This window comes from Posidoniimonas corsicana, assembly GCF_007859765.1.
Taxonomy (GTDB): Bacteria; Planctomycetota; Planctomycetia; order Pirellulales; family Lacipirellulaceae; genus Posidoniimonas; species Posidoniimonas corsicana.
On sequence record NZ_SIHJ01000004.1, the window covers coordinates 95,335 to 111,146 of the forward strand.

10 protein-coding genes are annotated in these 15,812 nt (G+C 66.6%); 3 read left to right on the top strand and 7 right to left on the bottom strand.

Going from position 1 to position 15,812, the window contains the following annotated elements; genetic code table 11:
- The first annotated feature begins 6 nt into the window (after positions 1–6).
- The 3 genes from KOR34_RS21715 to KOR34_RS21725 are packed head-to-tail and all read left to right on the top strand — an operon-like array spanning position 7 to position 4,579.
- Complete coding sequence (locus tag KOR34_RS21715) at positions 7–1,740, top strand: cyclic nucleotide-binding domain-containing protein (protein WP_197531658.1); 1,734 nt, start codon at positions 7–9, stop codon at positions 1,738–1,740.
- 5 nt (positions 1,741–1,745) lie between these two features.
- Positions 1,746–2,570 carry a hypothetical protein gene (locus KOR34_RS21720; protein ID WP_146568212.1) on the top strand — a complete coding sequence of 275 codons (825 nt, stop codon included), beginning with the start codon at positions 1,746–1,748 and terminating at the stop codon, positions 2,568–2,570.
- Positions 2,567–4,579 (top strand): hypothetical protein, encoded by a 2,013-nt coding sequence (locus KOR34_RS21725; protein ID WP_146568214.1) that lies wholly within the window; start codon positions 2,567–2,569, stop codon positions 4,577–4,579. The genes KOR34_RS21720 and KOR34_RS21725 overlap by 4 nt, the downstream gene beginning before the upstream one ends.
- A gap of 138 nt (positions 4,580–4,717) precedes the next feature.
- On the opposite strand, the gene KOR34_RS21730 is transcribed toward KOR34_RS21725, so the two are convergent.
- The 7 genes from KOR34_RS21730 to KOR34_RS21760 form a co-directional block, all read right to left on the bottom strand.
- Complete coding sequence (locus KOR34_RS21730) at positions 4,718–6,508, bottom strand: hypothetical protein (protein WP_146568216.1); 1,791 nt, start codon at positions 6,506–6,508, stop codon at positions 4,718–4,720.
- Positions 6,505–8,292 carry a hypothetical protein gene (locus KOR34_RS21735; protein WP_146568218.1) on the bottom strand — a complete coding sequence of 596 codons (1,788 nt, stop codon included), beginning with the start codon at positions 8,290–8,292 and terminating at the stop codon, positions 6,505–6,507. Before KOR34_RS21735 ends, KOR34_RS21730 begins: the two co-directional genes overlap by 4 nt.
- A gap of 215 nt (positions 8,293–8,507) precedes the next feature.
- Positions 8,508–10,121, bottom strand: coding sequence for a hypothetical protein (locus KOR34_RS21740; protein ID WP_146568219.1), 1,614 nt, complete (start codon positions 10,119–10,121; stop codon positions 8,508–8,510).
- 122 nt (positions 10,122–10,243) lie between these two features.
- Positions 10,244–13,225, bottom strand: coding sequence for a multiheme c-type cytochrome (locus KOR34_RS21745; protein ID WP_146568221.1), 2,982 nt, complete (start codon positions 13,223–13,225; stop codon positions 10,244–10,246).
- 361 nt (positions 13,226–13,586) lie between these two features.
- Entirely contained in the window at positions 13,587–14,072 is a 486-nt protein-coding gene (locus KOR34_RS21750) for a PEP-CTERM sorting domain-containing protein (protein ID WP_146568223.1), read from the bottom strand.
- 245 nt (positions 14,073–14,317) lie between these two features.
- Positions 14,318–14,827, bottom strand: a complete 510-nt coding sequence (locus tag KOR34_RS21755; protein WP_197531659.1) for a PEP-CTERM sorting domain-containing protein — start codon at positions 14,825–14,827, stop codon at positions 14,318–14,320.
- A 180-nt stretch (positions 14,828–15,007) separates the two neighbouring features.
- Complete coding sequence (locus tag KOR34_RS21760) at positions 15,008–15,778, bottom strand: PEP-CTERM sorting domain-containing protein (protein WP_197531660.1); 771 nt, start codon at positions 15,776–15,778, stop codon at positions 15,008–15,010.
- Positions 15,779–15,812: the final 34 nt, after the last annotated feature.

Consider the following 15,812-nt stretch of genomic DNA (forward strand, 5'->3'; position numbering starts at 1 on the left):
ATCAGCTTGGTCACCACGCAAGCCATCACCCGACCGCAACGCTGGGACGAGCCCTTTGACCGCGCCATGGACGACCGCGTGGTCGACCGGCTGCTGGGCGTGCCGCCGTTCCGGGCGATGGACCACGCCGCGTTCCCCGACCGGCTGCCGCTGCGGTCGCTGCTGGCTAACGATACACGGGTGCTCAACTTCAAGCAGGGCGACCTCATCATCCGCGAGGGCGAGTACGGCGACAGCGCCTACCTGATGCTGCACGGCGCCGGCCGCATCGCCCTCGACGCGCTCGAGGAGGTCGCCGACAACGCGCCGCAGAAGAAGAGCGGCCGCCTGGCCCGCGCCGTCGCGCGGCTGTGGAACGCCCCGCTCGCCCGCGAGGTCCGCAGCCGCCCCCGCGGCGAACGCTCCGCCCGCCGGCTCGGCGTGCGTGGCTCGGGCGACCACCCCACCTTCTTCCTGCAGGACATCCCGCGGGTGATCAGCGACTGCTACACCTTGCCGATCCAGCCGGGCGAGGTGTTCGGCGAGCTCGGCGCACTGACCCGCAGCCCGCGGTCCGCGTCGGTGTTCGCCGAGTCGGACTCGGTGGTGCTGGAGATCCGCTGGCAGGGCCTCCGCGACCTGATGCGGTACTCGCCGGAGATGAAGCGGCACGTCGAACGGGCGTACCGCGAGAACAGCCTGCGGGTGCACCTCCGCGAGACGCCGCTGCTCGCGCACCTCAGCGAGGAGCAGCTGGCGGAGGTCGCCAACGCCACGCAGTTCGTAACGCACGGCGCCTTCGACTGGCACAGCGAGCTGCTCGCCGAGAAGCCCGGGGACCTGTTCGCCCGCGTCGAACGTGAGCCTGTGGTGGCCGAGGAGGGGACCCTGCCCGAGGGCCTGCTGCTGCTGCGTTCGGGCTTCGGGCGGGTGAGCCAGCGCCGCGGGGACGGCCACCAGACCGTTTTGTACATTGGCAAGGGCGCCGTCTTCGGCGCCTGCGCGTTGGCCCACGGCGTGCGGACCGGCCAGACGCCGACGCTGCCGCTGTCGCTCCGCGCGGTGGGCTACCTGGATGTGCTCCTGATCCCCACGCGGGTGTTCCAAGAAGTGATCGCCCCCGCGCTGCCGGCCGAGGAGCTCGACGCGCTCGTCAAGCAGTACGAGCGTCAGCACTGCGCGGCCGAGACCGGTCTGCCGGCCCGCACGCTCGACTTCCTGGTCGACCGCCGGCTAGTCAATGGCGAGCAGACCATGGTCATCGACCTGGACCGCTGCACCCGCTGCGACGACTGCGTCCGCGCGTGCGCCGCCACGCACGACGGCAACCCCCGCTTCGTGCGGCAGGGTCCGATCCACGACCACTTCCAGTACGCCAACGCGTGCATGCACTGCGTCGACCCGGTCTGTATGATCGGCTGCCCGACCGGCGCCATCCACCGCGACCTGGAGTCGGGCGTCGTAAAGATCAACGACCCTACCTGCATCGGCTGCTCGACCTGCGCCAACAGCTGCCCGTACCACAACATCCGCATGGTCGAGGCCCGCACGCCCGCTGGCGCGGTCCTGTCGGACGACGCCGGGCTGCCGATCATCAAGGCGACCAAGTGCGACCTCTGCGGCGACCAACCGACCGGCCCCGCGTGCCAGCACGCCTGCCCCCACGACGCGCTCACGCGGGTGAGCGTCGCGGCCGGCGCGCCGCTGGCGGAGTTCCTCGGCGCCGACACGCCTGCTGCTCCCTCCGGCGGGACAGCCTGACCGACATGAACGCCTTCGCCCGCCGCCGACTCCGCTACAGCGCCGCCGCGCTGACGCTGGTCGCTGCGCTGTGGGCGTGGCTGTGGTGGGTGGACGCCTCGCTCGGGGCGACCGCGTACCAAAGCGGCTACGTGCTGTACGGCATGGTGGTATTCCTGGCCGCGTACAACCTCCGCAAGAAGCTGCCCGGCCTGCCGCTGGGCAGCAGTCGCGTGTGGCTGCAGCTGCACCTGTACGTGGGCGTCACGAGCGTGTTCTTGCTCGGCACGCACATCAGTTGGCGGCAGCCCAACGGCTACTTCGAGACAGCCCTCTTCGCCCTCTACGCCGCCACGGTCGGCAGCGGCGTGTGGGGCCTGTACCTGACCCGCACCATCCCCAAGCAACTCGCCCGCACGTCGGAGCAGTTCGTGTGGGAGCGGATCCCCCGCCTGCGGAGCGACCTGCTGCGGCGGTCCCGCGCGGCGGTGCTGCAGTGCGTGTCGCAGACCGGCGTCACGACACTGGCCGAGTTCTATTCCGACCGCGTTGACAACTACCTCGCCGCGCCCCGCGGCGCCGCGTACTTCGTGCGTCCCTCGAGCGCCGTGCGGCGGCGCGTGATGGCCGAGCTGACCGACCTGCGGCGGTTCCTCACCGAGGCCGAGGAGGCCGCCAGCGAGAAGCTGTTCGCCATCATCCGCAAAAAGGACGACCTCGACTTCCACCAGGCGCGGCAGGGACTGCTCAAGGGTTGGCTGTTCCTGCACATCGCGCTCACGTACACGCTGATCGCCTTCGCCACGCTGCACGGTGTGGTCGCGCTCGCCATGCGGGGGGGACCGCGGTGAGAAGACTCTTCGAGGACTTTGCCGGCGGCGAGTACGACCGCCCCAACCAGCGCTGGGTCTGCGGCCTGGCGGACGAGGGCTGCGCCTGCCCCTTTGGGCCTACGCCCAAGGGCGCCTGCCCCGAGCTGGCCGAGTGCCAGCCCGTCAAGCAGGGCGACCGCTGGCGGTGCAACCGCCCCGCAACCCGGGGCGGCCCCTGCGACCTTGACGACCAGCACGGCGCCGGCGACGCCGGGCCCACGCCCGACGGCAAGTGCTGCCGCGTGAACAAGTGCGCGCCCCGCGCGAGCCTCCGCGTGCACCGGGGCCGCATCGCCTGGGGCGCCGCGCTGCTGGCCGCTGGGCTGCTGGCGATGTTGATCGCCTCGCCGCTGCGGACCGAGGTGCTCGCGCCCGGGCCGTTGACCCAACCGCACGCCCAATTGCTCGCCCGGGGCGACTGGGCGGGCCGCTGCGCCGCCTGCCACGTCGACCAGGACCGGCCGATGCTGCTCATGGCGGTGGGCGCTCTCACCGGCGCCCACGCCGAAGGCCCCTCGCAGTCTGACCTGTGCATGAAGTGCCACGAGCAGCAGATCCCCACCGGCTCGGCCCTGCTGGCCCACAGCCTGCCAGAGAAGACGCTCGCGTTGGTCAGCGGCCAGGCGGCCGGCGGCCTGACGGTCGAATGCTCGGCCTGCCACCGCGAGCACCACGGCGCCATGTTCGACCTGACCGCCATCTCCAGCGGCCGCTGCCAGTCGTGCCATCAACAACAGTACGACAGCTTCGCCGGTAGCCACCCCGACTTCGGCGCCTGGCCGTACGAGCGCCGCACACGGATCGCGTTCGACCACGTCTCGCACCAGTCCAAGCATCACGTCGAATCAAAGCAGGCGTTTGATTGCCGCGCCTGCCACCTCGAGTCGCCCGACGGCCACACGCTCGTGCTGGCCGACTACCAGGCGGCCTGCGCCTCGTGCCACGACAGCGGCATCGCCGCCAGCAGCGGCGCCGGCCTGCCGATGGTTTCGTTGCTCTCGCTCGACCTGGACGCGATGGCCGACCACGGCGTCCCGGTCGACAACTGGCCGGAGCAAGCCACCGGCGACTTCGACGGCGACCTGCCCGCCGCGCTCAAGCTGCTGCTGGCCGACAACCCTGCCCTCGGGTCGCTGCTCCAGAAGTACGGCCCCGGGTTCAGCTTCTTTGACATCGACCCGGACTCCGCCGAGGACGTCCGCCACGCCGCGGCGGTAGTCGACGCCATCAAGCAACTCCTCACACGGGTCGACGCCGAAGGCCAGCAGGCGTTGATCGACCGCATCGAGACCATCTCCGGCCGCCCGCTGACCGCCGACCAGCGGGTCACGCTGCTCGCGGGCCTGCCGGTCGACCTGGTCGACCGCGCGCGGCGCGACTGGTTCTCGCAGGCCGCCGAGTCGTCGGGCGCCACGCCCAGCGAAGAGGCGGCCAAGCTGCCCGCCGGCGGCTGGTTCGTCAGCGACCTGGCCCTGAGCCTGAACTACCGGCCGCAGGGCCACGCGGACCCGCTGCTGACCGGCTGGATCGAGCTTGCCGTTTCCCTGGGCGACGACCACCGGCTCGTACGCGAGGCGGCGCGGGCCGAGCTCGCCCGGCCCGAATCGCCCGGCCAGTGCCTCACCTGCCACAGCGTCGAACGCAACCCGGCCGGCGGCGTGGTGGTCAACTGGGCGCCCTACGACGCCTCGCAGCAGCCACGCGGCTTCACCCGCTTCAACCACGGCCCGCACGTGACCGTGAGCGAGCTGTCCGACTGCACCGCGTGCCACCAACTCGACGAGTCGGCCAACTCATCGGCGGCGTACGCGTCGAGCAACCCGCAAGACTTCGTCAGCCACTTCCGGCCGATGAGCAAAGCCACCTGCGCTGCGTGCCACCAGCCCCACGCCGCCGGCGACAACTGCGCGCAGTGCCACAACTATCATGTGGATCCGCTGGCTGGCGGGTTACCTACACTGGCCGAGCCAGCCGTGGGGCAGCGTTAAGCACTGCTCTACCCACTCAGCAACTGGCGACGGAAGCCGCTAGGTTACGCGCCGGAAGTAGGTCGGTACGTGTTCCAACGCAATTTCTGCGTTTGGGATTTGACGTGTCGGAACGGCGCTGTCGCTTGTTCCGGCCTACTATTGTTCACTATTTTCATTTTCATCCGGTTCGACGGGTACAAGCGGCGGTTCGTTGTAGGTTGGGTAGAGCCCGTCGAGGGTTGCATCTCCCGATTGACTAGGAACGTATAAGTTATCGGTGGGGGAAACCCCACCGTCGTCTATTTGATCAATCCAGACGCTGTAGACCGAGTACTCGTCGCCGTTCTTGCGGTACCGGACTGGCGTTAGATCGGCCGCGAACGGATCAAGGGGGACGAACGGTAGGATCTCAGGTGTGAGGTCCGAGAGTAGACTCGGGAACTCACCGTGCTTGCTGCGGTAGATCCCGAGGGCAATCTCAACCTGAAGCAGTCGGAGGCCAACTAGGTAGTGCGCGACTAGATACGAATACCCTATCTCAGTTGAGGTTCCTCCACCACTACTCCAATCACATAGGATCTGTGTTAGGTGTCCTTCCCAGCCTAGGGCGTGCTGCGTCCATACCAGCTCTCGGGCAAGGAAGGCAGCGTCCCCCTCGTAATCGGAGTCGAGCCCTCTCAGATGAGCCAGCAGGCGCAACGCTTCCCCTTTCGGGTAGTTTGGGTGACACCGATAGATGGCGCTAATGGCGATGCCGCCTATTGAGGCGCCCACTTGGCTATCAACGATCAAGCCGTTTTTCATGGTGCTGTTGGCCAAATCGAGCATGTCGGAGTAGATCTTGATTGCCCGGCTTCCGTCGTTCTCGCGCTCCGCAAGGTAGCCCAGCGACCGCAGACCCCGCGAGAGGGAACGCACCTTGCGACGGAAGCTGGGATCGAGGTCTGCTTGGGTGTATGTAAGTGACCGGCAGCAACCTCTCTGAATCGATTCACGCAACGCATCGTAGGCGGGTTGCACTTCGGCCGCGGCTGACTCTAGTTGCGCCAGGGTGATGGACCCATCGTATAACGCATCGTCGAACGTGGGAGTGTCTACTATTGGCGAGTTGGGCCAACGCGCAAGCACCCCATTCAATCGTGCGGCACCTTGTCGCTGCTCCTGCGTGGCTGGGAGAATAGGATCGGGGTGCATGAGCTTAGTTAGCACTAGCAGAGGAAGAACCGCCAACGCCGCTATCGCAGTCGCGGCCGACATGACGCACAAACGCGGTCGATTTAGTAGGCGCCGAGATAGCCTTGAGGCGCCAAAGGCTGAAAGTGTCGCCAAGACGCCTATGGCGGCCCAAGTGGGCTGCACGCGCATTCTGTTGGCTATCATTGCGGCGCGACTGACCATGTCGCTGAGCGTTCTAGTGGCCCAGTAAATCGCTTCCAACAGGGCTGGGAAGATTGGTTCGTAAAGGACGAGTGGAACCGAGGCCGCTGCGACAAGCAGTATCGCTGCAGCCAATCGCCGCAACAGCTTGGAGTCTCTTGCTCCCGCCCAGAGTCCGGCCAACATCCAAATTGCGGCACTGATTCCAACAATCGCAGCGTTGCTTAGACGAGCCAGGTCGAGCGCCGACAACCGCACTGCCGCCGCCGTCAGTACAGCCAGCGGAACCACCGCCAGCAATGCGTCCTGCAACGCAAACCGTGTCCCGTTTCCCTCAGCAGACTCACGCCGCCGCCAACGCCACGTCTGGACGCCGAACGCGACCACCAGCCCCTGCAGCACGAAGGCGACGAACATTTCGTACGCCGGGATCAAGAGCGGCAGCGAGGCGATGCACAAAAACAGTAGTGTCCGCACAAACCAATGTCTGCGGGAGGTAGCAGCCCAGGCGGCAAGCAGACCAACCGAGGTCAGGGTAGTAAAGAGTAGTAATGCAGGTGTGAGGATCATTCGGAAGAGTTCGGATCATCCTGGCGGTAAGATTGGGCTCCGTACAGCGCTTCCAAGCTCAAATCGCCGCGCAGCTCAGGATTCCACGAGACCGCGCCGTTCGCCTCGCGGGGAGGGGCGCCTTGGTCGTCTTGGCCGTCGGCCCACACGCTGTAGAGTTGGTAGCTGTTGGCATCGCGGTGGTAGCGGAACGGCCCGCCATCGGGCGCGAACGGGTCGGTCGGGAGGGTTTCGAGGATGCCGGGAGTAAGCGCCTTGAGCTCGCTGGGCCATTCGCCGTGCTGATCGTGGTAGCTCAGCAGCGCGTACTGGATCTGCAGCAGACGAAGCGAGGCAAGGAACTGCTGGTACGACAGACGCGAGGACTCGTACGCGGGGCGTTGCAGCTCCGAGTTGATGCCGAGGACGTTGAGTAGTCGGGTCGTCCAGCCACCGACCCGCTGTGACCAGACTTGCTCCCTCAGCGTAATGTTGTGCAGATCATCAGCACGCTGTTCTGCGGCTTTGATCGCCTCGATTAGGTTCGGATACGCATCCGGCGGGGTTGCGTCACGCACTGAGTACAAACCTTCGGCGCCTTGGCCTCCGCACGCCGCGGCGACCAGGGCGTCTACAAGTAGCCCACCCTGACTCAGGCTGGCCCCGTACTGTGCGAGAGCTGCAAATCGAAACGCATCAGCATCAGTGCCCGACTCATCACCGGGAGTGTGAGATCTTGCGCTAGCGTAGAGGGATCGGGCCAGCGAGCGATAGCCATTTAACTGCTCCAGGTGCTGCTCAATATTGGAGTTGGTGGGATCTTCTTGGAACGACAACTCGCGCTGCACGCCCTTGGCAAGCCCCGTTTCAACGATTCGGTAAAGCTGCTCCTGCCGCTCTACCATCGCGTCGATCTCTTCTTGTGAGGCGATGCCAGACTCCGCGTCGGACGCGGCCGCGTCAAGCGGGGCGTTCAGCAACGCTACGGCACGGTTATAGTCTTCGATTCCGTTGGGATTCGGCGCCGATTGCTGAGGGATGGCAGGTGGGTTGGCCAACAGGAAGAGCGCCATGACCGGCGCGGCGATCACAACGACGCCAAGCATCGCGTAGACGCTGATGATTGCTACGCGCATCGGTCGTTCACCCTGCCACGGCGGCGCCGCCCAGGCGAGGCACCCCGCCAGCAGCACGCACGCGACCGCGACGCCCGGCCAGTGGAGACTCGCGACCAAGTCCTGACGGTCCCACGGCAGCAGCGACTCGGCGGGCCAGCCAATCTGATAGGCCAGGGAGGTGAGCAATTGTCCCCAACCCGACGCCACCAGGACTGCAGCCACGCCGGCAAACGCGGCCAGCACGCTGCGTGCCCAACGATTCCAGGGAACCGCGGCGGCCAGCCACAGCCCCACCAAAATCACCAACCCGCTGAAACAACCAGAGAGCAGCATGCCGAACCACCGGTCGGCGCCGAGCGGCGGCATCTGCACAACTACCGCACACACCGCCGCGACCGGGATCACCGCCAGCAGCAGGTCGCGCGTGGCGAATTGCGACGGACGCCGCTCGCCCGCGGCGCGGCGCCTCAGCCACTTCCAAACCAGAACGCCAGCCACGACCGTTCCCATGAGCGCCATCGCCGCGATTGACAGCTCATACGCAGGGATGAGCAGCGGCAGCGCGGCGACCCCCAGGCAGAGCATCGCCCGCACGAACCAGTGCCAACGGGACGTGGCGGCCCACGCGGCGATCAATCCGACGGTGGTGACGGTGGTGAGGAGCAGCAGCAGTGGAGGGAGGAGCATCCGGCCGATTGTAGATGATGCGGAGGTAGGGCGTCGGTCAGCGCACGCCGGAACATGGCAGCCGGTTGGCTTGGCGGTTGTTCGCTCGCGCGGCTCGAGGATTGGACGAAATCTCTCACGGCCTGCACATCCTGTGTCTCTCCCTCCTACGGGGGAGAGAGCGGCACGCTCCGCTGTGCGGATTGCCTTGCCAAGAAGAGGCTAAGTAGGGACGCTTAGAATTTCCACCGCAGTTCGCCGCGTACGCCTGAGATGTCGCGCGAGTTCTCCAGCCAGCCGTGCATCGCGTCGCAGCGGATAAGGTACGCGTTGGTGATCGGCAGCTGCCAGCGGAGGCCCAGGCCGTACTGCGGGCCGGGTGCGTTGCGTGTTGCTTTGTCGCCGAAGGTGTGCAGCGCGGCGGCCTCGACGATCAGCTGCTGGTCGAAGTTGGGCGCGCCCAGCAGGTCCAGGCCGATCGACCCGCCCACCGTGTTGTTGCCGGTCGCGTCGAGCGTGGGGTAGCCGGTGAGCGCGTCGCTCTGGAACAGGATGCCCGTGTTGAACAGCACGCCGCCGGCCGCGGCCGCGCGGGCGGCCGGCTGGGGACTGCCGATGCCGGCGAACAGGTTGACGTAGGGGATAACGTAGTACGGGTTCTCGGTGATCAGCGAGTTCTCCATCAGCAGCAGTACGCCGTCGGCGGTGCGCTGGTCGCGGGGGCCGCTCTGGCCCGTGTTGATGATGGCCCGCACGGAGTTGGAAACCCGCCCGAGGTACCGCCGGGTGTAGGAGAGCCCGAGGTTGTGGTAGTCGCGTCCGACGTCCTCGTCGTCCGCCGCGTACGCGTAGCCGACCTCGAAGTACCCGCCGCGGGCCTCGATGAATGTGGTGGCGCCGAACAGCGAGCCGGTGTGCAGCGAGTTGGCGAACGCGTCGGTCGACACCTGGTCGAACGCGGCGAAGAAGGTGATGTCGTAGTTCGACCAGTCGAGCCACGGGTTGTTGCGGGCCGGCAGCGTGACCGCGGCGCCCCAGAACGCGTCGAGCATCCAGGTGCCGTTCTGGAACAGCATCGGGATCAGCCCGACCGTTACCGGCATATCAAACGGCGCGTAGGTGTGTTCCCAGCCGCCCAGCATCTGGCCGAGGTCGCCCTCGAAGAACAGCGTGTCGGTGTCGGCGCTCCAGAAGTCGATCTCATTCTTGAAGTCGCCGTTCTCGATGCGGGTGAAGTTGTTGCCGTCCTGCAGGGGGCCGCTGAACGCGTGGAACCGCTCGGTCGACGTGATCCAGTAGTCGAGCTCCAGGTTGAGCCGCGCGGCGAGCACGTCCGCCTGCCGGTTGACGTCCTGGTTCACGGCGGCGCCGATGCGGTAGTCGCCGTACACGTAGAACTTCTGCTGAACCGGGTTGGTGGGCCCGCACCAGGTTTCCGTCTTGGGGATCGGCCCAAGGTCATAGAAAGGCAGCCCCCACTCCACCAGCGGCCGCTGCACCGGCACGTTGTACCGCCCGGCGTACACGTCGAGGGCGGCGCACGGGTCGTACTCGTCGCACCAGTAGGCGGGGTCCGGGCTGAAGTCGCACCCGCCCGGCAGCGTGGGGCAGGAGCGGCGGTCAACGGCGCGCTCCTCCACCGGGGGCAGGCAGCGGACCGACGCGGGCGGGGGCGGCAGAAAACCGTATCGGCCGACGCTCGGCTTGAAGTACGACTGCGCCTCGGTTGTCGGGCAGGTCGGCGCGCACTGGAAGTTCGCCCCCGGCGCCACGGCGCACGCCGGTTGGGCCGCGACCGCAAGGATCGCGAGCGAGCAGACGATTCGGCGGGTGGCGGGGCTGGGGTTCAAACTGAGTCGCGCGGGTTCCCCTCCGCTCAAGGGGGAGGGGGAAGTGTTCTGTTAGTTGGCGTGTGCTTCTATCGGTGGCTTCTTGCTCTAGACTCTGGATTCTTCCAACTTCCAACCGCCAACTACTCCACCCAAAACTCCACCGACCGTTCGTGCATGTTGAGGATCCCCTCGTTCATCATGCGGACCATCTCGTCGGTGGCGTCGCAGAATCGCATGAACCAGATCGGCTCGATGCGGTTCCGCAGCCGGAACGATAGGCGGTACTTGCCGGGCGCCTGGATCAGCTCTTTGGGGATCTTGTAGTGCACCCGCTTCGTGCCCAGCGGCGCAATCGAGCGGCTCTCCATCCGGATGAACGGCGGGTGGTTGGTGGTGGTGATCGGGATGGCGCCCGGGCGGAGGAACGGCAGCTGGTCGATGTCGACGTTGACCGGCAGCGGCATCTCGCGGTCGGTCCCCGTGGCGCCGGTGATCAGGAACATGGTCTGCAGGTTGAACAGCTGGTGGTCGAACGGCGCCCTGCCGAGCTGCACGTCCCGCGAGTGGATATCGCAGAGGTCGCCGTCGGAGTCGGTGTAGCCCGACTCCCACAGCCGGCAGCCGTTGGGGCCGATCAGCACCACGTTGGCCCACAGCTGCGGCTGGGCGCCGAGCGACGCGGTCAGCACGTTGTGCCCCTCGTTCAGGTTCGTGACGTCGTAGAACAGCCGCACCGGCGCCCCGCGGCGGGGCTTGTGCTGGAAGAACGGGCCGGCCACGTGCATGTGGTCGGACATGATCGCGCGGCGTTTCTCGTTCTTCTTCTCGAGCGCCTCGAGGTTGTCGTCGATGACCTCGCGGGCGTCGTAGCGGTCGTCGGCCTCCTGCCACTCCTGCGGGAACTGGGCGACCAGCTTGCCGTCGTCGAGCGCCTCCTCAAACTCGTCAGTGCCCCAGCCCGCCCGCCAGTTGAACCGCAGCCACTCCTGCATGCTCCACCGCTTGGCGTCCTTGTTGTGGGGGAACACGCCCGGGTGGCTGATCGAGTAGTTGGGCCCGTAGAACATGTGGTTGGCGTGCTTGCGCTGCTTGTTGACGCTCTTGCCGCCCACCTCGGCGATGCTGCAGATCTCGTAGCCGGACGCCTCGCCCGGCTTGAGGCCCATGTGGCAGTCCTGGCACGTGACGCCCTTCTTGCACGCGGGCGACTGGCGGTACTGCTCCCACACCACCTCGAGCTTGATGCCCGGGTGCACCGCCACCTGGTGGCAGCTGGTGCAGAACTCGGCCTTGCTGAGCTGGTCGAAGTACCGGCCTTCAAGATGGATCGGCTGGCCAGCGCCCTTCTGGTCGGGCGAGGTCTTGACCTTGAAGTGCTCCGGCCGAGACAACGCCTCGGCGACCCCGCCGCCGCCGATGCCGCCGTAGATGGGCGAGTAGATGTCGCCCGGCACGATCCGCCGCTCGCCGTTGGCCTTGGTGTACCGCTCGTTGATGCGGTGGCAGGCGATGCAGGTCACCCCCTCGCGGGCGACCTCCGGCATCTCCCACAGCGGCGTCGCGCGGTTCTCGCCCAGGCTGGTCGCGACCGGCGAGTGGCAGCGGTAGCAGAAGTAGCCCACCGTGCCCTGGCTGAGGTTGGTGATCTTCTGCTCGAACTTCTGGAACATCGGCGACACGAACGCGTACGCGTGGCTCGACACCCGCCACTCGTCGTACAGCTTCTTGTGGCACTCGCCGCACTGCTGGGCCGAGGGGTAGCAGTTCTTGGCGAATAAGTCGCGGTGCGCCTCGATGGAGCTGAGCTGGCTGTCGGTCGATGGCTTCCCCTGCTGTGAGGGGACCGAGTGCGGCGCGCCGTGGGTGTGCGCATCGGCTGCTGGCATTGAACGGTTCGGCTGGGCGGCCGGGGCGCCAAAGATCGGCTCCGGCGTGATCGGGCGGCGGGTCTCAACCGGCGTGGGCGCCGCAATCGATTCTGGACCGGCGTTCACGTGCGGCGGCTCGGCCGCGCGCTCGACCTCTGGCTGAGCTGGCGGCGTCGGCGGCTGCTCGTACCGCGGCTCTGGCTCTTCTGGCGTTGGCGCCACGCCTGGCGCCGAGAACAACGGCGCGGTCGGTGTTGCAGGAGTTGAGGGCGCCGGATTGTCGGCCGGCAGCGGCACAACCACCGGCGCCGCATCGGATGGCGAGCCGGGCTCGCTCTCTAACCCGAGCGACGGTCCTTCCACCACGTTGGGGGTCCACGGCTGCTGCTCGTCAGCGCTGTTCGCCGCCGGCGCCTGCGGTTGGCGAAGCTCGGGCGCCGTCAGGTTGGGCGCGTCGTTGGGTTCCTCGACCCGATCTTCGTGGGCCGGTTCCGCGTGCTTGATGATCGGGGCTGGGCTCATCACTTCCGGGGCAGCCGCGGGTTCGGCGGGCACGTCGATCGGGTCGGGCCCGTCGAACGAGGGGCCGGCGTCGACAGGATCGGGCTCGACGGCGGGCGCAGGGGCCGGTATCGGCAGCGGGCGGACCGGCGCGGGGGCGGTCGGCTCGGTTGACTGCTCAGGCGGCGCCGGCGCGGCGGGCGGCTCTTCCGCGGGTTCCCTGGCCGGGGCCGCGGGCGCCGGTTCGCGATCGCTCGACGTGTCCTCGGGCACAAACCAAGAGTCGGGGTCCACCAGCCATTCGCCTGTGCGTTGCGCCACCCGCAGGGGCGGACCGGGCGCCGGCGTCGGGCGCATCGCCACGCGGATCGGCGCGGGGGTTGGTTGGGGCTTCGGCGGGGCGGGCGTCGGCCGCGTGGGCGGCGGCTCCGTCAGGCCTTCGCGGTCGAACAGCTCCAGCGCGTGCGGGCAGGCGGCGCCGATCATCGCCCGCAGTTCCGGGTCTGGCGGCAGCCGCCGGACCTGCGGGTCCTCTGCGGCCGCCGGAGCGGCCAGCTGGGCGGCGAGCTCTGCTGCGGGACGAACATCGTTGCTCGTCGGCGGCGGGGGCGTGACGGCCACGGAGTCCTGCGCGGCCGGCTGCGCCAGATCACGCGTGGCCAGCTGCACCGCCCGAACGCCCACCAGCACAGCGGCGGCCACGATCAGGCCGACCAGCACGGGCGGCGACGAGTTGCGACGCGGTGGCGCCAACGGGCTTCCTTGCCTGGGTCCTGGACACGGCCCCCACGCTGCGGGGGCCTGCATTCCTTGCAATGCTATCACTCACCGTGAGCAGCGCATCCAGAAGAACAGATCGAGTGGCGGCCAGCCCCAAGCCCGGCATTTCCCCTCACCGCCGCACAGCAGGCAGGACCGGCAAGGTTTGCCGGGGTTCCGGTTGGCTGTTGGCTGTTGGCTGTTGGCTGTTGGCTGATGGCTGATGGCTGATGGCTGATGGCTGATGGCTGATGGCGACCAGTGTCAGCGGGTAACCAAAAGAAAAAGAGCCCCTGGAAAACCAGGGGCTCGTTGTGGGTATCAAGCTGTTTGATCCGGAGGCCAAACGTTTCGCTCAGCGACGACGGCGGAAGCCGAGGACGCCGGCGATGGCCAGGCCGGCCAGGCCAGCGGTGGCCGGCTCGGGGAAGGTGACTATTAAGTCCGCAACCTGAGTGGGGTTGCCGAAACCGGCACTCCACAGCAAGGTCAGATCCTGCGACAAGAACTCCTGGGTTAATCCCACGCCGATGTTAGCCAAGCGAACATCGGGAAGGGTGCTGCCGGTGCCCGCGTTGATCACTACCGACATACGGGTATCGGTGTCGACGGGAAACAGCCCGCCGGGCACAGTCCGGTCCGAGAAGATGCCGCTCGCCGACTGCGCGTCAATGAGTCCAATACCAATCCCTTCGCCATCGGCCCAGAACTCGCCGCTATACATGTTGTAGTAATAGGATGGGACGCCGGGCGTGGCATTCTCATAGTGAACCATCACCGCCGCATCCGCCTGCGAGAGCAGTATCAGTGCAGCGACGATTGCGTAGAGGAGTTTCCACATCGTTCTGCTCCTTAGCTAGGCTGGTTGCCGCCATCGGATCGAGGACCGGACTTATAGGAGGGCAGACTGCCCAGGGACCTGCTCAGGATCAACGCACCTAAGAGTATCAGCCATCGATGCGTCGGTTCCAACAAGTTCGGCTTCCAGGCCTCGAACTAGGGGACTGCGAAAAAAAAAGAGCCCCTGGTAAACCAGGGGCTCTTTGTGGGTATCAAGCTGTTTGACCTGACGGTCAAACGTATCGCTTAGCGACGACGGCGGAAGCCGAGGACGCCGGCGATGGCCAGGCCGGCCAAGCCAGCGGTGGCCGGCTCGGGAACACCCTGCCAGACCAAGCCGGTCTCAACATTGGGGTTGCCGAAACCAGCACTCCACAGGAGGGTCAGGTCCTGAGCCAAGAAATCCGGGGTTAGCCCCATGCCGATGTTGGCCAGGCGAACGTCCGGGAGGGTGCTGCCGGTGCCGGCGTTGATCACGACCGACATACGGGACTCGGTGTCAACCGGGAACAGGCCGCCAGGAACGCTGCGGTCGGAGAACAGGCCGCTAGCGGACTGAGCGTCCACCAAGCCGATCCCAGTCCCCTCACCATCCAGCCAGAACTCGCCGGTGATGGCATCGTAGTAGTACGACGGGAGGCCGTCATTCGCCTCGTCGGCCGAACCCGGGGGGTTGTCGACCACAACCATGGTGGCGGCATTGGCGAAAGACGTAAGAGCGAACAACGCGGCGAAAGCTAGTGCAGTATTCTTCATTGCGAATTTATCCTTGATTCGGACTTTGTAGTGTTGATACATCAACTCGGGTGACAGCGATCGAGATGTGTTCAGCAGGAGCTGTCGTTCCATTTGCTGTCGTGGTGCTTCAGCATTAGCCCTCTCAAAGTCCACAAACGCTAAATGTGCAAATGCTATACGAAGGCGGTCTGTGCTAACTTAGCGGCGACGGCGGACTGCAGCCGAGCAGGCAAGCAGGCCAGCCAGGGCCAGCGAGGCGGGCTCCGGAGCCGAAGCGCCACCAGCAGTGGCGGCGGGCGCCGAGGTGCCGAAGTTAGGCGACAGGACCAGGATGTCGTCGAAGTTCACCAGACCATCGCCAGTGAAGTCAGCGCCGGCCCAGCCGTTGGTGACGGCTCCGCCGAAGTTCGGCGAAACGATCAGCACGTCGTCGAAGTTGACGTTGCCGTCGAGGTTGGCGTCGCCACCGTAGGCGGTGCGGGACTCGCTGGCCGAAACCGAGTTGTTGGTTCCCAGCTGAGCAATGATGCCACTCACACCAACCGAGGTGGTAAGCGAGCCGGTGGTCGAGGGACCAGCAGTGGTGAAGGTGCCGAGCAGGTAGGTGCCGGCGGCGACATCGTCGCTACCAAGCGCGGCGGTGGCTTCGTTGTTGGCGGGGCTGGCCTGGAAGCCAACAACGCCGTCGCCATCGCGGGTAACCCACCCCAAGGTGGTGCCGCTCGGGTTCTCAAAGTCAAACACAGTCGTGTTGCCGATGACGCCGGCCAGCAGGTCCGCGTCGGAGAAGGTCGCGTCCAACTCAGTCGCAACCGACCCTTCGGCGTCAGTCACAACGTTGACTTCCCAAACCCAGTCGCCGTTGGCGTCAAGGCCGGTGTTGGTGGCGGTAACAATCGGCTGGGCCAGCACAGGCGAGGCCGTCAGAGCGGCCATGGCCGCGACACAGAGGATGTTCTTCAAGGACATCTGAGTTTTCTCCACCCACTTATCTAGAGAAACG